Annotated in this window: 16 protein-coding genes; 2 read left to right on the forward strand and 14 right to left on the reverse strand. The window is 49.0% G+C overall.

From position 1 onward, the window contains the following. Nucleotides 1-76: 76 nt before the first annotated feature. The 3 genes from DFP83_RS07320 to acs are packed head-to-tail and all read right to left on the reverse strand — an operon-like array spanning nt 77 to nt 6,160. Nucleotides 77-3,523, reverse strand: coding sequence for a PAS domain-containing hybrid sensor histidine kinase/response regulator (locus DFP83_RS07320; RefSeq protein WP_110574362.1), 3,447 nt, complete (start codon nt 3,521-3,523; stop codon nt 77-79). A 51-nt stretch (nt 3,524-3,574) separates the two neighbouring features. Continuing rightward, nucleotides 3,575-4,207, reverse strand: a complete 633-nt coding sequence (locus tag DFP83_RS07325; protein ID WP_006954150.1) for a response regulator transcription factor — start codon at nt 4,205-4,207, stop codon at nt 3,575-3,577. Between the two features lie 12 nt (nt 4,208-4,219). After that, on the reverse strand, nt 4,220-6,160 hold the full coding sequence (gene acs / locus DFP83_RS07330; protein WP_110574363.1) for an acetate--CoA ligase: 1,941 nt from the start codon (nt 6,158-6,160) through the stop codon (nt 4,220-4,222). Nucleotides 6,161-6,318: 158 nt separating this feature from the next. On the opposite strand from acs, the gene DFP83_RS07335 reads away from it, so the two are divergent. Further along, nucleotides 6,319-7,494, forward strand: a complete 1,176-nt coding sequence (locus DFP83_RS07335) for a DcaP family trimeric outer membrane transporter (RefSeq protein ID WP_110574364.1) — start codon at nt 6,319-6,321, stop codon at nt 7,492-7,494. A gap of 30 nt (nt 7,495-7,524) precedes the next feature. Here the strand turns inward: DFP83_RS07335 and DFP83_RS07340 are convergent, their stop codons facing one another. The 11 genes from DFP83_RS07340 to DFP83_RS07390 form a co-directional block, all read right to left on the reverse strand. Beyond that, entirely contained in the window at nt 7,525-7,920 is a 396-nt protein-coding gene (locus DFP83_RS07340) for a hypothetical protein (RefSeq protein WP_110574365.1), read from the reverse strand. Between the two features lie 134 nt (nt 7,921-8,054). Continuing rightward, nucleotides 8,055-9,374: an alkaline phosphatase gene (locus tag DFP83_RS07345; protein WP_110574366.1), complete on the reverse strand. Its 1,320-nt coding sequence runs from the start codon at nt 9,372-9,374 to the stop codon at nt 8,055-8,057. Between the two features lie 125 nt (nt 9,375-9,499). Next, a complete protein-coding gene (locus tag DFP83_RS07350) occupies nt 9,500-9,985 on the reverse strand; it encodes a hypothetical protein (RefSeq protein ID WP_110574367.1) in 486 nt (161 codons plus the stop codon). Between the two features lie 20 nt (nt 9,986-10,005). Next, nucleotides 10,006-12,231 (reverse strand): S8 family serine peptidase, encoded by a 2,226-nt coding sequence (locus DFP83_RS07355; protein WP_110574368.1) that lies wholly within the window; start codon nt 12,229-12,231, stop codon nt 10,006-10,008. A gap of 141 nt (nt 12,232-12,372) precedes the next feature. Continuing rightward, nucleotides 12,373-13,119: a 3'(2'),5'-bisphosphate nucleotidase CysQ gene (gene cysQ, locus DFP83_RS07360; protein ID WP_110574370.1), complete on the reverse strand. Its 747-nt coding sequence runs from the start codon at nt 13,117-13,119 to the stop codon at nt 12,373-12,375. 15 nt (nt 13,120-13,134) lie between these two features. After that, complete coding sequence (gene cysC / locus DFP83_RS07365) at nt 13,135-13,734, reverse strand: adenylyl-sulfate kinase (RefSeq protein WP_110574372.1); 600 nt, start codon at nt 13,732-13,734, stop codon at nt 13,135-13,137. Continuing rightward, the gene (gene pgi, locus DFP83_RS07370; RefSeq protein WP_110574374.1) at nt 13,724-15,205 is read right to left on the reverse strand and encodes a glucose-6-phosphate isomerase; all 1,482 of its coding nucleotides are present in this window, start codon (nt 15,203-15,205) and stop codon (nt 13,724-13,726) included. Before pgi ends, cysC begins: the two co-directional genes overlap by 11 nt. After that, the gene (galE, locus tag DFP83_RS07375; RefSeq protein ID WP_110574376.1) at nt 15,205-16,254 is read right to left on the reverse strand and encodes a UDP-glucose 4-epimerase GalE; all 1,050 of its coding nucleotides are present in this window, start codon (nt 16,252-16,254) and stop codon (nt 15,205-15,207) included. Before galE ends, pgi begins: the two co-directional genes overlap by 1 nt. A gap of 24 nt (nt 16,255-16,278) precedes the next feature. Further along, the gene (locus DFP83_RS07380; protein WP_110574378.1) at nt 16,279-17,445 is read right to left on the reverse strand and encodes a nucleotide sugar dehydrogenase; all 1,167 of its coding nucleotides are present in this window, start codon (nt 17,443-17,445) and stop codon (nt 16,279-16,281) included. Nucleotides 17,446-17,454: 9 nt separating this feature from the next. After that, complete coding sequence (locus DFP83_RS07385; protein ID WP_110574380.1) at nt 17,455-18,522, reverse strand: undecaprenyl/decaprenyl-phosphate alpha-N-acetylglucosaminyl 1-phosphate transferase; 1,068 nt, start codon at nt 18,520-18,522, stop codon at nt 17,455-17,457. Between the two features lie 319 nt (nt 18,523-18,841). Continuing rightward, nucleotides 18,842-20,836 carry a capsular polysaccharide biosynthesis protein gene (locus DFP83_RS07390; RefSeq protein ID WP_126753151.1) on the reverse strand — a complete coding sequence of 665 codons (1,995 nt, stop codon included), beginning with the start codon at nt 20,834-20,836 and terminating at the stop codon, nt 18,842-18,844. Between the two features lie 67 nt (nt 20,837-20,903). Between DFP83_RS07390 and DFP83_RS07395 the strand changes: the two genes are divergently transcribed. After that, nucleotides 20,904-21,977: a glycosyltransferase family protein gene (locus DFP83_RS07395; protein ID WP_110574384.1), complete on the forward strand. Its 1,074-nt coding sequence runs from the start codon at nt 20,904-20,906 to the stop codon at nt 21,975-21,977. Nucleotides 21,978-21,981 lie beyond the last annotated feature (4 nt).

Consider the following 21,981-nt stretch of genomic DNA (forward strand, 5'->3'; position numbering starts at 1 on the left):
TATCACCTGAGTCATTCAGGCGTGTAGGAACTTGCCTAGCGGTATCAAGTAATGAAAGTCGCGCAAAATGCGCGACCTACCGCGAGGAGATGTATTTTAGCAGGGCTTTGAGGGCGGCGGGTTTGACTGGTTTGGGCATGAAGTGCAAGCCGCCTTGGCGCGCGTTGCGCTTTACGTGGTCGTCGCGCATAGCGGTGACCAGTGCACCAGGTAAGTCTCGTTGCCAAATGGTGCGGAGTTCATTCGCCAATTGAATGCCATCGTCGCCTCCGAGTTGGTAGTCAAGCAACATGCCGTCTAACGGCTCATTGCCGTGTGCGTAGGCAACAGCATCTGCATAGGAGCGACAGGTTATCGCACAGCAATTCCACTTCTCTAGCAGTGCGCTCACAGCACTGAGGTTATCCTTGTCATCGTCCACCACCAACAAACTGAGCTCCGCGGTTGGCGTTTGGTCAGTTTGCTCGGTGCGTTTAGCGACCACTTGCGTCGGGTGACCTAAGGGGATAGTCACTGAGAAACACGAACCTTTACCCTCAATCGAGCGGATCTGTGGCTCGCAACCGAGCTGTTCACTCATCCGCTGCGCGACACTCAGACCTAAGCCGACACCATCCACCGTTTGATTCTGTATCCGATAAAACGCGTCGAAAATTTTATTCTGTTGCTGCGCAGCGATGCCAGGGCCGGTATCCCATACCGCAATCTGTAAGTAGTCACCCCGCTTACGCACACCGAGTAATACTTTACCTTTGGGTGTGTACTTAATGGCATTCGATAAAAAGTTCTGCACAATACGGCGCAAATAGGTCGGATCGGTGTACACCGGGCGATCCACATAAAACGCGCGGAACTCAAGTTGCCGCTGTTCCGCCAGAACGTGATACTCCTCAATCAAGGGTTTTAAAACACTGCTTAACATCACATGTTTAAACTGCGGCTTAAGTGCCCCTTGGTCCATTTTGGCGATCGAGAGCAGCGTCGATAACAAGTGTTCGGTAGAGCCCAGTGCCGTATCTAACTTACCCAATAACCCCTGATTGCGCTCTGATAACTCATGTTCGTTAACTGCCGACAAATACAATCGCGCCGCATTGAGTGGCTGCAAAATGTCATGACTGGCAAGTGCTAAAAATCGTGTTTTTGATGCGTTCGCCGCCTCAGCTTCGGCTTTTGCCTTTTTCAACTCCTTCTCAACTTCACGGCGTCTATCAATCTCAGCAGTGAGCTCTTGGTTTATCTCGCGGATCTCTTGAGTCCGCGTATCCACGCGTTGCTCAAGGTCGATATTGGCGTCTTCAAGCGCCTGCTGAGTTTCTACGTGCTCGGTAATATCGGTGAAACTGGTTACGAAGCCGCCACTCGGTAATGGGTTACCCACCATTTCAATAACGCGACCATCGGCACGACGTCGAATAAATCGGTGCGCCGAACCCATTTGCATGTAGCGTAAGCGTTTACTTACTAACTCCTCAACCTCACCGGGACCACACTCGCCTCGCTCGGCGTTATAACGAATTAATGTCGCTATCGGTTGGCCCGGTCTCACCATACCTTCTGGATAGTCGAATAGGTCGGTATAGCGTTTATTCCACGCGACCAGGCGCAACTCGGAGTCAACCACGCTGATACCTTGCGCCAAGTTCTCTAGCGAACTAAACAAAATCGACTGCTGGGTTTGAAGCGCTTGCGTAGTGTCATCAAAGAAATGAACGACTTCCTCAAGATTGAGTTGCCTATCCCGCAGTGCCGCCTCGACCAAAGAACGCGCCGTAGCAGACCCTAAAACGCCGGCGATAGCACGCTCAACATAATTAATTAAACTTTGGTCCGCCACGGCTTCAGCGCGCAAGGACACCGATTCATTAGGTGCCTGATAGTAACGCATGAGTTGTTGCGCGCGCTCGGCTCCCAAAAAGGTCTTAAGCAGCAGCAACATATCAGCGTTGGTGGCTGATTGATTTTTATGCAGTGGACTGTCGGGTAACGACGCCCGTGGTTTGACGAATGCAGTGGCTTGGATACGATCGACCAATCGCGGACGCGCCAGCAGCGAGAAGGCAACGTAGGCGAAGCTGTTCATTAGTAATGATATCACCGTGCCACGCGTGATGATCTCAACGTCGGAGAGCAACGCATCGCTATACAGCGGTATCAATACGCTCACTATCCAGCCAATTGAGCCGGCAGCGAGCCCCGCGTAGACACCTCGGGCATGACCACGCCGCCAATACAGTGCCCCAATAAGCGTGGGCAACAGCTGTAAGACTAAGGAAAAAGCGAGTAAGCCAATACTCACCAAGTTTGTGCGTGCCGCCCAAAAGTAGTAGCACAGAAACGCCAGTGCCATCGTGACGCCAATGGCCACGCGCCGAAACAGTAGCAAACTGCGATCATATTCGCGCCGTCGCTCACGCAAGGGTAACCGCGATTCGCGCTGCAATAAGATAGGCATAATGACATCGTTGGTAATCATCGTACTGAGCGTCACCGATGCAATAATCACCATGGCCGTAGCGGCCGAAATACCGCCAATAAATATAATCAGCGAGAGCCAAAGCTGGTCTTTTAATAGTGGAAGTTGCAACGCAAACGTGGAGCCATCTTGATAGTTGGGCAGTAGTAAACTGCCTGCCAACGCGATGGGCACTATCGCCAACGCGGTGAGCCCCAAGTAAACAGGAAAGCCCCAGCGCGCGGTGCCCAAGTGTTTTATATCCACGTTATCAACGACCGCCACATGGAACTGACGCGGCAAACATAAAATCGCCCCAGCCGCCATAAAGGTCTGTACGATAAACTCAAAGGAGCCAAAACTTGCCAGGCTCCAGTGTGGACTCACAGTCGATGAAAACGTTTGCGTCCAATCAAAACTCGGCTGTTCGCTAAGCAAGTGCCACGCAAATATACCCGCGGCTGTCAGCGCGGTCAGTTTTATCATCGACTCAACGGCTATCGCTAACATCATTCCGCTGCGGTACTCTGTCACCTCGACATGACGTGTACCAAATAACATCGCAAACAATGCCATCAAAGCCGCTGCTCCAAGCTCTTTTAACGAGAACTGACTGGTGATGGAGTCACTCTCAGTCAGTACCGCAAAGCTCAAGCCCACCGCTTTGAGCTGTAATGCGATATAAGGCACAATCGCGAGCGCGGCAATCGAGGTGACCACCACCGCTAAACGCCGTTTTTTGCCATACCGTGAAGAGATGAAATCGGCTATCGAGGTAATATTCTGCTGTTTACTCACCGAAACAAGCTTTTTCAGGACGCGGATCCCAAAGGTAAACAACAAAATTGGACCTAATAGAATAGGAAGGAATGCCCAGCCATCCACAGCGGCGTTGCCTACTGCACCGTAATAGGTCCAGCTAGTGCAATAAATGGCAAGGGACATCGCGTAGACAAACGGACGGTGACTCAGCTTATTCGCCCATGAATCTTTTTTATCACCCCAACTCGCAATGGCGAATAGAAACACAACATAAAGTAGTGAGGCCAGTACGAGTATCCAAGTCATGGGTGAGTCCTCTGTAATTGCATCGTGGTTTTCTCGCGCATGGTGCGCAGTCTACAATTGCAAACGCTCCGCGACGAGGACGGCTTGTGTGCGGCTATAAACCCCAAGCTTACGAAAAATAGCAGTGATATGCGCCTTGACCGTCGCTTCGGTGATATTTAACTGATACGCAATCTGTTTATTAAGAAGACCTTCGTGCAGAAAGTGCAGCACGCGGTACTGTTGGGGTGTTAATTCAGAGACCTTACGCGCCAGCTCTTGATCCTCGTTCGAAATACCATCGAGTCGGTCACGATTATCTTTTGGTACCCAGGTATCGCCATCGAGGATGGTACTAATCGCTTCGGCTATTTGCGCTGAAGGCAGGGATTTAGGAATGAAGCCGAGCGCACCAAAGCCGATGCATTTAGCGACAATCGAGGCGTCTTCGGAGCCTGAAATAATGGCAACGGGAAGCATAGGATAGTCTTCCCGCACCCGAATAAGACCATACAGGTCGCCACTACCCGGCATATGCAAATCCAATAGCAAGAGATCCACATCATCGTCTTCGTTGAGCGCTGCCAGCGTTGAATCCAAGTCTTCAGCTTCGCGCAGTGTCAACTCTTCGAAATGATTCGCGAGCGCGCCTTGCAGCGCCTCGCGAAACAATGGGTGATCATCTGCTATGAGGAATTTTGCCATGAGCCCTTTAGGTTATTGATTCTTGCGATGTTCTATCAAAGAATCTACCACACTTGGATCGGCAAGCGTAGAGGTATCCCCTAAATTATCGAACTCATTGGCTGCAATCTTACGCAAAATACGACGCATAATTTTACCTGAACGTGTCTTAGGTAGACCTTTTGTCCAATGTAAGATATCCGGCGTAGCAATCGGACTTAACTCTGAACGCACCCAATTGCGCACTTCTTTAGTCAGCTCATCAGTGACTTCAACACCATCCACTGGCGTAATGTACACATAAATGCCCTGCCCTTTGATATCGTGAGGGAAGCCTACCACGGCCGCTTCGGCGACGGCGCTGTGCGCGACCAAGGCGCTTTCGATTTCAGCGGTACCTAAACGGTGACCCGAAACGTTCAAGACATCATCGACGCGTCCGGTAATCCAGTAATAGCCATCTGCATCGCGTTTGGCACCATCACCGGTAAAATAGACATTTTTGTAGGTCGAGAAATAGGTCTGTTCAAAACGCTCGTGATCGCCCCACAGGGTGCGCATTTGGCCTGGCCACGAGTCTTCGATGATTAACCCGCCTTCTGCTTCGCCTTCTTGTTTATTGCCCTCGCCATCAACCAAAGCCGGTGTTACGCCAAAGAATGGACGTGTCGCTGAGCCTGGTTTCAAATCCGTAGCGCCAGGTAGCGGCGTGATCATGATGCCACCGGTCTCGGTTTGCCACCATGTATCCATAATCGGACACTCACCGTTACCAATACGCTTATGATACCATTCCCACGCTTCTGGGTTGATAGGCTCACCAACGCTACCTAGCACACGCAGCGATTTACGCGTTGACGTTTTCGCGGCTTCATCGCCTTTCGCCATGAGCGCACGAATCGCCGTTGGCGCAGTGTAAAGAATCGATACCTGATGTTTATCGACGATCTCACCAATGCGACCCACACCTGGGTATGTCGGTACCCCTTCGAACATCAACGAGGTTGCACCGTTAGCAAAAGGACCATAAACAATGTACGAGTGACCGGTAATCCAGCCGACGTCTGCCGCACACCAATAAATATCGTCGTCGTGACAATCAAATACATATTCGTGTGTCATGGACGCCCACACCATGTAGCCGCCCGTGGTGTGCACCACGCCTTTCGGTTTGCCGGTCGAGCCTGATGTATAAAGAATAAAGAGCGGGTCTTCGGCATCCATCACTTCTGGCTGACACTCTTCACTGACATCCGCAATGAGTTCATGCCACCATACATCGCGACCATCTGTCCAATTCACTGAACCTTCTGTAACACGGCTCACGACAACATGTTCCAGTGTCGGACAGGCGTCACCTTCAAGCGCCGCATCAACGTTTTTCTTCAAACCAATGGTACTACCACCGCGACGTCCCTCATCGGCGGTGATAATCACTTTCGCGCCACAGTCGTTGATTCGATCAGCAATGGCATTCGGGGAGAAGCCACCAAAGATAACCGAATGCACCGCACCGATCCGCGCGCACGCTAGCATGGCATATGCCGCCTCAGGCACCATGGGCATATAAATCGCCACGCGGTCCCCTTTGCCAACGCCCAGCTTCTTCAATCCATTAGCGAAGCGTGAAACTTCTTTATGCATCTCGCGATAAGTAATGTGCTTATCGACACTTGGGTCGTCACCTTCCCAAATGATCGCCGTTTTGTCGGCTTTATCCGCTAAGTGTCGGTCGATACAGTTGTAACATGCGTTCAATGTACCATCTTGATACCATTTGATATCAACGTTACCTGGGCTAAAAGAGGTGTTTTTTACCTTGGTGTATGGAGTAAACCACGTGATTCGTTTACCCTGTTCACGCCAGAAACCCTCTGGGTCTTTAATCGACGCTTGATACATTTCCAAATAATCGTCGTTTGTAATTTTCGCAGTGTTTTTAATATGTTCTGGAACTTTGTACAGTTGCGACATTACCTCTTCCTCCTTTATTCGCAAGATGGTAACTGTTTTACGTACTACACTTTATTAACACTATTAGACCATAGTCTAGATTGCTAAAAACTGACCAATTACCGAGAATTACTGGCGTGAATAATACAATAACGACGGCTTTCACACGGGAGAACACCATGGCAAAAGCACGCTCTACACAATCTATTGCATTATCTGCGGCTATCGCGGCGGCACTAGGTACCGCCTCAATCAGCGCACAAGCAGCAGACACTGACGTATCTTTTGGTGGATACGTAAAACTCGACTTAATGGTTTCTGACTACACAGATGGTCAAGCGCCAGCGAGTGGCAGCATTGCGCGCCAACAGTATATTCCAAGCCTGACGCCAGTCGGCGGCAATGGCGATGATATGGTGACTGATTTCAGTGCACGTGAATCACGTTTTTTCCTAAGTACTGAAACAGAACTTGATAACGGTGAAGTACTGACAGGTCATGTTGAGATGGATTTCCAGCTGACACCTGACGGTGACCAGCGCATCTCAAACTCGTACAACCCACGTTTGCGTCACGCATTCATCAAGTATAAAAACTGGACCTTTGGTCAGACTTGGTCAAACTTCCAAGACTTAAACATCTTGGGTGAATCCGTTGACTTCATCGGTGTCACCGACGGTATCGTGTTTAACCGTCAAGCACAGATCCGCTATACCTCTGGCGGCTTCAGCATGTCAATTGAGAACCCAGAAACAACCGTCACCGATACATTAGCAAACGGTAATGGTCGTATTGTTTCTAGCGATGGTTTCGTACCAGATATCACCTTTAAATACACTGGCAAAAGTGACAACCTCACTTGGCAGGCATCAACATTACTTCGTCAGTTAACTTACGACGTCAATGGTGATGGCGATGATGAAACTGAGTTTGGTTATGGTGTGAGCTTTGGTGCGAAATACAGCTTTGGCATGGACGATATTCGCGCATCAATCACCACGGGGTCAGGTGTAGGTCGTTACCTCGCGCTTAACCAGTGGAACGGTGCGGTAATCGATGCCAACGGTGACTTAGAAGCGATCGACTCAACCGGTATCTCGTTTGCGTACCGCCATTTCTGGACAGACAAGATCCGCTCTAACGTGATTTACTCACGTGGCTGGGCCGATAATCCAGAAACCCTTGTCGGTGGCAGTGCGACAGAATTCTCGCAACGCTTGGCGTTTAACGTGATGTACAGCGCAGCGTCTAACCTGACCTTTGGTGCTGAAATCTCGAAAGCACAGCGTGAAACCGAAGCAGGTATTGATGGCGACTTAAACCGCGTTCAATTTATGGCTAAGTACGCATTCTAAGCGCTTTGCCTCATAATAAAGCCGCACGATTTAGGTGCGGCTTTTTTGTATCTGGAGCGCGGCAACTTGATGTACATGCCGACACGCCTTAATGAGCTGTGCACGACACGCATACAACGTAGTGCGCGTCTCACTCACTGAACTGTTGCTAAGCCAGTTATCAAATTGCCGGGTTGCGGTTTGAATCAGTGCGCTTGCCTTATCGAACTCATCTAAATGCACATAGGCACCACAAGTCAGCATGACGGCCGTGGCATAGTGCTGCTGTGCGTTGCTAGCAAACCAATTGATATTGGACAACTCAAGTGCTGTTGCTTGCGCATCATTGAGTATTGAGTATGCATGTTGCCACTGGGCACGTTTTAAATATCCCGAGCCTTGACGCAATTGTTGGTATAGTAATTCTTGCTGTTGGAACACGTTCATAGTCACCCCCTCTCAACGGATAACCCATTTAAATACGAACGGTTCTCATTTGCAAGTCTATATAGCAATTATTTACAAAAAAACCGCACATACTCAACGCATGCGCGGCTTTATATTGGGGTGTTTAACAGCCCTTACTTCACGATGTTAATCAGTGCTTTAGCAATATCGGTATTATCCATGTAACCACGGAATGCTTCGCTCTGAGGACCGCGCGCAAACACGGGAACATCAACACCCGTGTGACCACTTGATGTCCAGCCAGTGCCAGTGATGTCACCCGTAATGTACACTAAGGCATCATGCAATGCGTCTTTGCGGTCTTCTTCATTCTCATCAGCCGCAGCCATGAGCTCATCAACATACTCTTCAGTGAGCTCATAGTTGACCTTGTCAGCAACATAGGTAGCCCACTTGTCAGAATCCATCTCGAGTAAATCTGACACCATTGCGCTAATTGACGATTCAATCTTCATCACACGGTCCGAATACCACGCATAATCACCATCACGACCCAGTGTTAAGCCACCAGTCGAGTGGTCAGCGGTCATCACAACCAAGGTGTTAGGGTGCTTTTGTTGGAAATCACGAACCACTTCAAGCGCACGGTTCAGGCCGTCCATTTCGTGAATCGCACAGGCGATATCATTCGCGTGACCACACCAGTCAATCTCACTGCCTTCAATCATCAACGCAAATGAGCCCTCTTTTGGCTCGAGCAAACGCAGCGCCGCATCGGTCATTTTTGCTAAGGCATCTACATCACCGTCAATCGCAAATGGTAGACCTTTGGGTGCAAACGCGCCCAACACAGGGGTCTCGTCAATTTCATCTAAAGCGTTCAAATCAGTGGTGATGGTCAGGCCATAGTCAGGCAGGATCTCAAACCAGTTCTTATCATCACGCTCAAAGTAGCTGCGTCCGCCGCCTAGCAAGACATCAAACGAAGGTTTGCCATTGACCACCTGCTCAGCGATCAAGTCAGCGATCTCGTTATACTCATAACGTGAAGGATGGTGATTGAAAAACGATGCGGGTGTCGCGTGGTTAACTTGCGAAGTAGAGACAGCGCCCGTTGCCCAGCCGTTTTCTTTCGCCATTTCCATAATGGTTTTGAGCGGATGCTTATCGTTGTCGACCGCAATCGCGCCATTATAGGTTTTTTCGCCCGTCGCTAACGCGGTCGCGCCAGCGGCAGAGTCAGTGACCCATGTCTTATCCTCAGGATAGGTAGTCGCAGCACCCGTAAGCATCGCATCAAACTCAATCGGTGCAACAGTGTGCGTCTCAAGATCCGACATCGCATAGCGATAAGCACTGATATACTCAAAGCCCATGCCATCACCGATAATATAGATGATGTTTGGATCATCACTGTGATCGTTTGCGAGAGCAGATACAGAACCTGCAGAGAAAGATAATGCCAGCGCGGCAGTTAAAATAGAACGCTTCATACAAAAATGGCCCCATTAACGAATAATGGGGCCAATCTTAGCAGAGAAAATATGACAAATGTATGTATAGCCACTCAAAACACCAGGGAAAACTCTATGAGCCGCTGTACAGTGTTGTTGTCACATTATCTCAATACATCTGCCGTCATGCGTTCTTCGACGATTTCAATGTCTGCACCATTAACGCCCTCAACTGCCTTAATGGATTCGCGTAACGACAGCATTTCAGTGCCTTCCGCGGCCTTGAAAAGTACTAAGTCTAAACGCGGGTACACGCGCTCAACTGTTAATCCAAGCTGATTCGCAACGCTGTCTGCATCATAGGTGTTCATCAGTACTGAAATAACACCAGATACAAAAGCTGGCTTACCAGTCACACTATTGGTCATTTCTGTGCCAGCAAGTAATGCATCGCTGCGACCTTTAAGCACTGGGTCAGCGCCCTCAGGCAGCTTAGTAAAACGATAGGTTTTGTAATCATTACCTACGTTAAATGCTTTGGCAGGCGCTTCCGCCTTAGAACGGTGTGGCAATTTACCATCATCCTGTGCCATAGCACTGGTCGATGCTACACCCAGAGCGACTGCTGCAATTAAAAATACCTTATTCATAATAATCTCCTAGCGCTCTATTATTCGTGACCAAATGCACGGACTGAAACAGCTTCCAGACGTGAAGGTGTCGTGTTGTTAGCGAACGTGTCGCCAAATACACCGCCTACCGCACGACCATCAGCAATTAAGTCTTCGCCATTGGTATCGACTAAACGGATAGTCCAAGTACCTGCAACATCTTCACCGTAGAACGCATTCGCTAAGAAGCGTGTATCTTCTAGAATATACTGACTACAGAAACCGTCCGCACCCACGTTAATGGCTTGGCGACCGGTCAACAGTTGTGTGGTAGTGCCCGCTGGTGAAGTCACCTCAACGGCCAAGTCGTTACCCGCTGTTGATAAAGCACAACCTGCGAAGTCATCGTTAGCAACGGTTAATTGGAATTCCAAGCCTTCAAGTGTCATACCGGCTTCCATTTCGAAGCTGTAAGAGGCACCCGTCGGATCGTTATCTGGCACTTCAACCGGTGCTTCTGGAGAAACGTCAACCCAGTTTGAGGTCAATAATGGACCCAAAGCGCCTGCAGTCATTTCTTTTGCCATAGCGACAGCATCACCCGCATTTACGCGACCAAAGCCGTATTTCAGGTTAAAGTTATAACCTGCTGCGTTTTCAACCCAGCCTGCATCAGCAACAAACTCGCCTTCGCCGACTGTCAGCACTGCACCTGGATCGTCTGCATCAATAACCGTTGCCGTGCTCGCCAAGATATGGCGAATTTCACGTGCGCTCAGGTCAGGATTCGCAGAACCAATCAATGCCACAACACCCGACGCGTTCGGCGCAGCAGATGATGTACCGTTAAAGGTACTGGTGTAATCACACGATACGTTGTCTGGGTGACCCGGTGCGTTAAACGACTGGATGCCTGCGTAGTAACCAGGGACACCGACTTGGCCATCAAGTGAATCACCATAAGGGAAGCTTGAATAACCCTGTAAACAGGTTGATTGGTCAGTCGTGATCATCGCAGGTTCGATTTCACCATATTCACCCGCCGGCGCTGATACGAATACGTTTGAGCCTGCAGTTGAGTAGCTGGTGTGCGTGCCATCGGCATTCACCGCCGCAACAGACACGTTGAAGAAGCTACCGTTGCTTGGGTCAAAGTTACCATTAATACAACTTAAGCCGAGTTCAGTAGCGCCCGTTGCATCACAGATGTCTGAGAAATAGCCCGCACTACCGGTATCATTAAACGCGTTACCTGAAGACTTAACGTTCACGGCACCTAAGCCACCACGCAAGCCAAGCATGGTATAAGTCGCAAATGACTCATCAGTCGCTGACCATGCCAAAGCGAATGGAACCGAAATACCATAGCTGCGGTTGTAAGCGATGATAGGATCGTTTTCGCTGATACCACTACCCGGGATACCATGGCTCAAACCGCGATTTAAAGTGGTTTGTGTGTCCCCTCCACCAAGGAAGTTCACACCAAAAATGTGGGCCTGAGGCGCTACACCACGACCACCCAGGCCGTTGTTCGCAGCCGCTGCAATTAAGCCACCGACAGACGTACCGTGGTCACCCATCACACTTGAGCTCGTCGGGTCGCCTTTGTTTGTAGCGCCACTGATCAGGTTCAGTGATTTATTCGCCGCGATATTGGCACGCAAATCAGGGTGATTGAGTTCTAAGCCTGAGTCTACAACACCGACGATCATGCCTTGACCAAATGCGCCTTGTGCATGGGCCTCAGCGATATTCATGTCGTTACCGGCTTGAGAAACGGTCGCATCTTGGAACAGCTCATACGCTTGTTCTTCAGTGTAACCGAAACTGTTGATCAAGAAATCGAAGAAGGCTTGGCTTTGTGCATAAGCCAGCTGTCCAGTGTTACGTAAGTGCCACTGCTGCGTAGCCAGCGGATCACCTTCAACGCTCTCAATCATTACTTGAGCAGTAGTGGTTGCTTCACCGTCGCTTACAGAAATTTCGATGGTGGCAGGATCCATCGTGATAGGGAAATAAGTGAAGTGACCGCTACTGTCGATAGAAACCGTTCCGGGGGTTTCAGAATCCTCTGGAACAACAACTCTTGCGCTATACGTAAGACTGTCATTATTCGCATCAGTAGCGGTCACAGAACCGGAAACCGGCGACCACTGCTGAGCAACGGCGACATTATCGCCACTGACTTCAGGTGCGTAATTAGTGTCATCATCGCCACCACAGGCAGTCAGACCGAACATTACAGCTGCTGACAGGGTGGCCAGCTTAAAAGATTTGGTTGTCATGGGAACCTCATTGTTATGTTTTTACCCAGACACCCGATGCTACATGAATTTGTTAAAATTTGGTAACAAGAAAAACCAACAAAATGTAACAGTTTGTAAACACTCCGTTAACAAAGCGATGTTAACGGAGTAGTCTTTATCTTAAGTTACTGATTTAGCGATGAAATAAGGATTCAAGAACGATTCCTTCTGATTATATTTGAGTGGACTACCATCAACTTCAGTAACAATTCCCCCCGCGGCATTAAGCACTGCATGAGCGGCTCCGGTATCCCATTCACTGGTCGGTCCCAAGCGCGGATACACGTCTGCTTTACCCTCAGCAACCAAACAAATCTTCAACGAGCTGCCCATCGGCACTAACTCATAGGGCTTACCTTGTTGTTCTAACCAGGCAATCGTCTCTTCAGAAGGGTGGGAACGCGAACCAACAACACGTAAGGTCTCAGGCTCATCTTTGGCGACCGAGATCGCCTCACCATTAAGCTCCGCGCCGCAATCGCGCTCGCCATAATACATGTCATCTTTAGCCGGTGCGTACACCACACCAATAATCGGTTCACCATGCTCAATCAGCGCAATATTAACGGTGAACTCACCATTACGCTTAATAAACTCTTTGGTTCCGTCTAATGGATCAACTAACCAGTAGCGATGCCAGTTCTTGCGTTGCGTCCAAGAAATATCGCAGCTTTCTTCAGAAATAATTGGATACGCGGTTTCAAGATTGTTTAACCCGTTAACAATAACCCGATGAGCGGCTAAATCAGCTTTGGTTAACGGACTGTCATCACTTTTTGCTTCAACACCAAAATCATCGTTCTGGTAAATATCCATAATCGCCGCCCCTGCTTCACGGGCGATAGAGAGTAAATCGTTCTTGAACATAACATTCCTTGCTAATTATTGATTCGGTATAAAGCCATTCACAGTAAGGTAGTCGACAACCTGTGTCGCTGCAGCTTCGATCGACATGTCGGCTGTTTTTAGGTGAACTTCCGCCGCTTCCGGCGCCTCGTAAGGCGATGAGATTCCGGTGAAATGAGGGATTTCGCCTTTACGTGCCTTTTTATACAGGCCTTTAGGATCCCGTTGCTCGCAAATTTCCAACGGTGTATCAACGTATACCTCAATAAAACGGTCACCCGCCAGCTCACGTGCGTGTGCACGATCTGACACAAAGGGCGAGATGAATGCAGTACTCACCAAAAGCCCCGCATCGGCAAACAAATTAGCCACCTCAGTAATACGGCGAATATTCTCGATACGTGAGTCATCATCAAAACCTAAATCTTTGTTTAGGCCGTGGCGCACGTTATCACCATCCAATAAATAGGTATGGCAGCCACGCTCAAATAACATGCGGTCAACGGCATTAGCGATGGTCGACTTACCCGAACCACTCAACCCCGTAAACCACAAGATAGCCGGCTGGTGCCCTTTTTGTTCACAACGTTCGTGGTGCGAAACCGCCGCTTGATGCCAAACAATATTAGTGTCCATTACGCGCCTTTTTAATAATGTCGTTGGTCGATGCATCAAACTGAGGCGCGTCATTAGAGTTCAACGCCGCCAGTATATCAATGGCACATTTTTTACCTTTCTCAACACCGGGTTGGTCAAACGAGTTCAGTTGCCAATAAATGCCTTGAGTAAACACCTTGTGCTCGTATGCAGCAATTAGGGCGCCAAAGGTCTCTGGTGTCAGCTGTTGCATCATGAGTAAGTTCGATGGGTGACCGCCTGGATAATGGTCACGCGGTGACTCAGTGTTCGTATCACCAAACTTCATCAATTGGCGATGCGCCAGGCAGTTAGCAACCGAGAGCTGCTGTTGCTCAGCGAGTTTATCTGCAACCTGGTGCGAGAACCCAGGCGCGTCCCGCTCGAGTACCAACACAAAATCAGCGGCAAATGGATCAAAGCCTTGATGTAAATGTTGGAAAAACGCGTGTTGACCATTGGGACCAAAACCGCCCCAAATGATCGGTCCGGTAGCATAATCAATCGCTCTATTATCTGCTGTTGCCTGCTTGCCGTTACTTTCCATATCAAGCTGCTGAAGATAATTCGGCAACATACGCAAACGACCGTCATAAGGCAGCACTGCAAGGTTATTGATGCCCAGTTGCTCTCGGTTATAGACACCGAATAACGCCATCAGCACCGGGATATTTTCATGGTCGGGTGCCGTGGCAAAATGTTCATCCATCGCTCGTGCCCCCGCCAACATACGCTCAAATGTATGCAACCCACAGCTCAACGCAATACTCAAACCAATCGGTGACCAAAGCGAAAAGCGACCACCAACGCCTTCATCGAAGGGCAGCTGATGAGGCAGCGGAATACCATAATCAAGCATCTTCTGCTGGTTTGATGACACACCAATCACATGGTGTTCTAGCCAATCCTGCTCAGAAAAATGTTGTTTAACCCACGCCCGAACCGTATCAATATTCGCGAACGTATCGATTGTCCCAAAACTCTTAGACGCTACAATAAACACGGTCGTCTCAGGATCAATGATCGGTAACACCGCATATAACTGGCCACCATCCATAGAAGATACGAAATGCACATCTAACGCATGCTCGCCCTCTAAATGGCCATCATCAAACTCCTTTAACGCAAAGGCCCCCATATTAGGGCCTAAATCCGAACCACCCACGCCTACGTTAACCACCGCAGTAATACGCTTGCCGGTGGCGCCGAGCCATTCACCGCCGCGTAGCTGATGCACCATGTTATTAAACTTTTCGCGCCCAGCTGCACGTTCACCTTCGACCGAGGCAGCCCGCTCCAAGCAATGCACCACTTGGCGCTGCTCAGTTTGGTTGAGGTATGTGCCCTGCATCAACTGCTCACGAAACGACTTGAAGTCATCCGGTAACTTAATTGTGTTGAGCAGATCATCAACACTTTCATTCTGAAACGCCACATCCAACGTAAGGCCTGCGCCATTAATTTGTGTCATCAGCTGTTCCCTTCTGTCGTCTTTAAACCTTCCATAGGTGTTCGATAACCATTCGGAAAACCTTTTTGCCAACGCCAAGTGTCTCGCATCATGTCCTCTAACGAGCACTGAGTGCGCCAGCCCAGTTCCTGTTCTGCCTTTGTTGCATCCGCCCAAAATGCGGCCAAGTCACCCGCCCGACGGGGAGCAAATTGATACGGAATCGCCACACCATTAACATGCTCAAATGTTGATACCATATCAAGCACCGATGTCCCTTCCCCCGTTCCGAGGTTATAAATATGAACACCGGGTTTAGCGGCATTAATAAGCGCCTTACTATGGCCCTCTGCGAGATCAACAACGTGCAAGTAATCGCGCTCACAGGTGCCATCCTGCGTATCATAATCATTTCCAAAAATAGACAGCTGCTGTAGGCGCCCAACAGCCACTTGCGCAATAAACGGCATAAGATTATTGGGTTTACCTTGGGGATCTTCGCCAATGAGACCCGAAGGATGAGCCCCAATCGGGTTAAAGTAGCGTAATAAAGAGACCGACCAGTCGGGATGCGCATGCTGGATATCTTCCAGCATTTTCTCAACCATCGCCTTACTCGTACCATAAGGGTTCGATGTGCGACCGCGTGGCATCGACTCGTGATATGGCACCGGAGCATCTTCGCCGTAGACTGTCGCCGAAGATGAAAACACGATTGTTTTGACACCCTCGGCATGCATTGCCTCGACCAAACTCAAGCTTCCGTAGACATTAGCAGAATAGTAGGCTGTCGGTTGCTCAACGCTCTCGCCTACCGCTTTTAATCCGGCAAAATGAACCACGGCATCAATGGCGTGTGAGTTAAGTATTTCTCTTACTTGTGGAGTATCGCGAACATCCGCTTGATAAAACGGAATCGTCGCCGCCGTAATATGTTCAACACGCTTGATGCTCTCAGCGCTGCTATTAATTAGATTATCTAACGCGACCACGCGATGTCCGGCTTCGAGCAACGCGATTAAGGTATGCGAACCTATGTAGCCCGCTGCGCCCGTGACTAGTACATTCATAACGTTTCTCTTAAAATCAGCGGATCAATCTAAACCAAACAAATCTCGGGTATAGACTTTATCTCGGCAGTCCTCAAGCGCCGGTTCGCGGCGATTCGAGACAATCAGATCACAGGTTGCTTTAAATCGTTCAAAGTCTTTTTCAACGTGGGCATTCAAAAACTTGTCACCTTTAAACTCAGGTTCGTAGATTGTGAGCTGAGTGCCTTTTGCGAGTAAACGCTCGATGACGCCCTGAATTGCAGAGGCACGGAAGTTATCCGACCCCGATTTCATCACTAAGCGATAAATACCAACGTGTTGCGGCTTGCGTGAGAGAATATCGCTCGCAATAAAATCTTTTCGGGTATCATTAGCATCAACAATCGCTTTAATCATTGTCTGCGGCACATCATCATAGTTGGCCAATAACTGCTTGGTATCTTTCGGCAGACAATAACCACCATAGCCAAACGATGGATTGTTGTAATGACTCCCAATACGCGGATCCAAACAAATGCCATCAACAATCTGACGAGTATCCAAACCATGTGTCGAGGCATACGTATCGAGCTCGTTAAAATACGCAACACGCATGGCTAAATAAGTGTTGGCAAATAGTTTAATCGCCTCGGCTTCGGTCGAGTCGGTTAATAAACAAGGCACATCGCTTATTAACGCAGCCTGCTTCATCAGATTGGCAAACAGTTCACCGTTGCTACCCCGGTCGCCAACCACAATTCGCGAGGGGTACAAATTATCATGCAAGGCTTGGCCTTCACGCAAAAATTCGGGCGAGAAAATAATGTGCTTATCGCCGAGTTGTTCGCAAAGCGACTGGGTATAACCCACAGGGATAGTCGACTTAATCACGATCAGTGCGTCCTGATTAACCCCACGGACTTGTGCAATCGCTTGCTCAACAGTCTTTGTATTAAAATAATTGGTGTCGGGATCATAATCGGTCGGCGTCGCGATAATCACTAATTCCGCTTCGGCATAACCTGCTTGCGGATTCGTCGTGGCTGTTAAGTTCAGCTCATTTTGCGCACGAAAGTCATCAATATCGCGGTCTTTAATAGGTGAGCGCCCTTGGTTAATATCGTCTACTTTGCTCTGAACAATATCAACCGCAGTCACTTGATGGTGTTTGGCTAAAAGGACCGCATTAGAAAAACCCACATACCCCGTTCCGGCAACTGCTATCTTCATCAGTATCCTTTATTCCTGTTGTAATTTTGTTTGTTTAGTCATTTTATCTTTTAAAAACTTCGTCAAATAAACAAAGCCCCCGCCAATTGCGGCAAACACCAGCAAACGAGTAGGCTCCGAAACCGACAATAATTGCATGAAAATGCCGACGCCTGCAATCAAGCTGCCGATAATCAGCAGTGAGGTCAACGTGACCCGTTTAGAATAGCCTGCTTTTTCGTAAAGATGGTGAATGTGTTGGCGATCGGCTCGGAATGGGTTACGTCGCTGCTTTAAGCGTCGTGCTACGACCGTTTGCAGATCCCAAAACGGAACCGCAACAAAAAACAGTGCCGTAATCGGCTCCATGACTTGGGGGAGTGGCCCCGCGGGCTGGGAGCCCATAATGAACAGCCAAGATATCGTAAAGCCGAGTAGCATGGAGCCTGCGTCGCCCATAAATACTTTACAGCTGTGTCCCTCGGGTTTCATGTTGGCGTACAAATAAGGAATTAACGCAGCAAAAATTATCGCGCTGACAAAAAACAGAATACTGTTACCCACAGATAAACACAGCACGGCAAATGCCGCTACAGCCACCAGTACTAATGAACCCAGCAGTCCATCAATACCATCGACCATGTTAAACGCGTTCATCACACCCACCACGGCAAATACAGTGAACCCGCCGGCCAGCGGTCCTAATAGGATCTCTCCATTGCCCAACAAGTTACCCAATGAATCAATGCGTGCATCACCAGAGATAACAATCAGCGTGGCTGCGAGCACCTGCCCGAGTAAACGCATCCGAATACTAATATCGTAGCGATCATCCACTATGCCCACGGCAACCACTAAACTGGCGGCAAGAATAAAAAAGCGGAAGGTCGCTTGTTCGGGCGCCCACACCCCAAAGGCAAATAACAAGCCTAAAAAGATCGCGAGACCACCAACAAGTGGCGTTTTATCGGTATGAAGTTTGCGCTCATTGGGGTGATCAACCAGCCCCCAAGTGCGAGCGCGATGTCTGAAATGCTTAATGGCAAGTGCCGTTACGATGAAACAAACAGGCAACGAGAGCCAATGCTCAATGCTCATTCAAAATCCTTGCTAAAACTGACCGATGTGTAACAGAACGGGTGCAACTCAAGTCATTGTTAATTTTTGTTTGTTGCGTTATCACCTCAAGGTGCTCAAACGCAAAGCTACACACGGAAAATGTTACTCAATTATAGCGGATATTCCATTAAAGTCGCTGCAATGAATGTGTAAAAATTACTATTGCATCACAAGCCAACCGCTAAATGGCTTATTTGCTCTAAAGACTATGTACGTAATGGAGTATGGTAACACTATGCACCAATCATAAGTATCATTCAATAACCTTTTATTATGATCATTATCTTATACATCTTTACTAAAATCGCTTAATTCTCAGTAATATACGCTTCAATTTTATCTGTAGAGACGCCCAATGACTCGCATCTTGCGCCCAAATACGCTCCTCCGCAATCTCATCCAACGCTTGCTCGACTTCACATATCGCGCCACTCTTGCGGCTTAAATAACGAGGGTAACGAATGAGCGTCGCCGCAATCAGCTCGACCAGGGTGCGTTTTTGAGTGCGTCTTTGCGGCGGATAAATATCTGATGTAAGCCCCCAACCTGCATAAAATGGTTGTCCGTAGCACGTTACCGGAATATCTCGCAACAAGGCCTCAAACCCAGTTAACGAGGTCATGGTATGCACCTCATCCACCTTACTCAACAACGTCGCCATATTGTCAGTCAAAATAACTGCGTCACACAGCGTATAAAGTCGTTGTCGCGCTCGGTCGGCTTTTCGCAAACCGGCTACAACGTCGGGGTGCGGCTTGTAAACCAAATACGCTGAAGGATTGCGAGCCCTAACCGCCTCAAGCAGCTCAATATTGGCTTTTAAATGCGGTGAACCAAATTGAATCGACGCATCCGACTCAACCTGACCGGGCACTAAAATCACTCGGTTTGATAATTTCGGACGCTGCCACGTGTCATCACCCACATTGTATTTGCTCACTTGTTCTTGCACCAAACGGTGCTGTAACGCTTGGGCGCGAGCCAGCTCGCTCTCGCTAAAGGTTGTATGCTCAAGGATATGTTCTAACCGCGAAGGCCGCGTCGCATCGTAATACATACCCAGGTCATCAATCACCCATGATTTAGGCGCCGTTAAGTCAGCCCCCAGCCCCACCGAGCGTATAAAACCATCCTCAACCGAAATACGCGCTACCTGTGCCTTACGTCCCCAGCCCACATAAGGCGTATTCTCGGGAGGCTCAGCATGACGCGGCAAAAAAGTTAAGTCCGTGCCATCTAAATACTGTTCAATATACGGCTTTTTCCAACGCGGAAAGCGTTCTGCGAGCAGCTGGGTGGGAAAAGCACAACGATAATCTCGTTGCCGCGCTATCCATTCAATTAACGACTCCACTTCACACGCCTGTTGAAGCTCTGGATGCCAATAACGGGCATACCCAACCAATGCCGCATGTACCAGTTGCGCGAGAGAGACAGCACAGCGCGACGCAGGTGTATCAAGGTAATCTTGGGTGAGCCCCCAGCCCGCATAAAACGGCATACCAAAGGTATACACCGGTTTACCCCATAGCAGCCCCTCAAACCCCATCTGCGATGTCACACAAAACACCGCATCAGCGCGCTCTAACAAATCGGGCGGATGTATCGAGCGCCCTTCTAATATAATCTGCGGATCACTTTTAAGAACGCTCGGATCAAAATGACCTTGTTTGGTACCCGATATCACATCAGGATGCGTTTTAATCACAACGTTGTGATCGGGATAGCGGGCTTTGGCGTCTTGAAGCATCACATTAAACCGTTCGGCATCTGCGCCGCCACGAGTAATCGATGCATCGCCGTAAGTTTGGTCAACGACCAATACAAAGGGAGCCGAGTAGTCAACACGCAGTGATCGACAATGGTTATATTTAGACACCCGTGCCGTTCGCCATTGCTCAATTAATGCCTCGGCTCGAGCCGTCTGCTTTGAGGTCAACGCTTGAGGAATCAAGGCAAACAAATCAGAGCCTGAGTTGGGGTCATAGTACATACCCCTGTGATCCACTACGAGCCCAAGCGGTGGTGATTCAAAGCCAAGCTTCACCGAACGTAAGAATGCATCCTCAAGCCGCACTAATGGCAAGCCGGTTTTAACCGCTAACTTCTGAGCCTTCGCGGCAGAGGGTTTATAGCCCCACGCCAACACGCCCTCAGCAGGGCAAGTCACTCCTCGCGACCACCGCGGAGCGGCGTAATTAATTGTCGCGCCTAGCAGCTCGGCGAGGTGGGGCATATTTTTAAGGACACGCGAAGTTGTGTAATATGTCGGCGACGACTGAGGAGATTCCAAACTTTACTTCCCTTTTGTTAGCAAGAACACCAAAATAGCAGATCAATCTAAGTTTGAGGACATTGTTTTGCCATCGTCAAAAAGCGCTCGAACCATTGCTTTTGTTGCAGGCAACAAAGCAAAAGACAAAATGCTACAGGATCCTGCATTCATCTATCGCTGTGAAAACCCAGCGCTCGCGCTTGAGGCACAAGGCCATGATGTCACCTTGATCCACCTGCATGATCTCGCCCGCAGCGCAAAGCGTTTCGATATTGTTATATTCCACCGCCCACATATTCGCGACTGGCGAACACGGTGGCACATGCGGCGCGTTATCCGTCGACTAAAAAAGCGACGTAGCTTTTTAATCGCTGATTTTGATGACTTAGTATTTTCACCCGAATTTGCGCAATTCAGTCCCGGCTACGTGAACGGTCTAGTGAGCCTCAAGCAAACCCAAAAGAACTTTGCCGCTCACCAAAAAACACTGCATCACTTTGATGCCTTTACCTTATCCACTCAGCCATTACTCGAGGCGATGCAACAACAGGTTAAAAACGCAAACGCGCATCTGTTGCCAAACTCACCTCATGTATCATGGCAACGCCAGCACGCAGAGATAAACGCCGCGCACCCTAACGAGTTTATCATTAAATATCTGCCAGGCACACGCAGTCACGATCGCGACTTTGCGCAAGTTTACGCACCTTTAGCGATGTTTTTAAACCAACACCCCAATGCCAAGCTCAAGATAACCGGTGTCATCGATGAGCAGCGCATCCGAGAGTGTATAGAGTGTAACCCAACACAACTGATATTTGAGCCTAAACGCCCATTTAGTGAATATGCACATGTGGTGAATGATGGGCATGTGCACATTGCACCATTAGAACATTCCGTCTTTAACGACTGTAAGTCGGCACTTAAGGCGATTGAAGCAGGCTTTTATCAACGCCCAATTATTGCCACGCCGATCCCGGATATGTTGCGTTTAGAGCACGCAGGCGTGATTCTCGCCAACAGCGACAAAGACTGGTTAAAGGCACTTGAGCGCTGTTTCAAGAGCAAAAACGCATTCGATTATCGCTTCCTCATTAATGACATTTATAATGCAGATCAACATGCCCGAGATCTGCTATCTATTGCCCATGCAAGTTAAACCA

The sequence above is a fragment of the Idiomarina fontislapidosi genome (assembly GCF_003226255.1).
GTDB classification, from domain to species: Bacteria; Pseudomonadota; Gammaproteobacteria; order Enterobacterales; family Alteromonadaceae; genus Idiomarina; species Idiomarina fontislapidosi.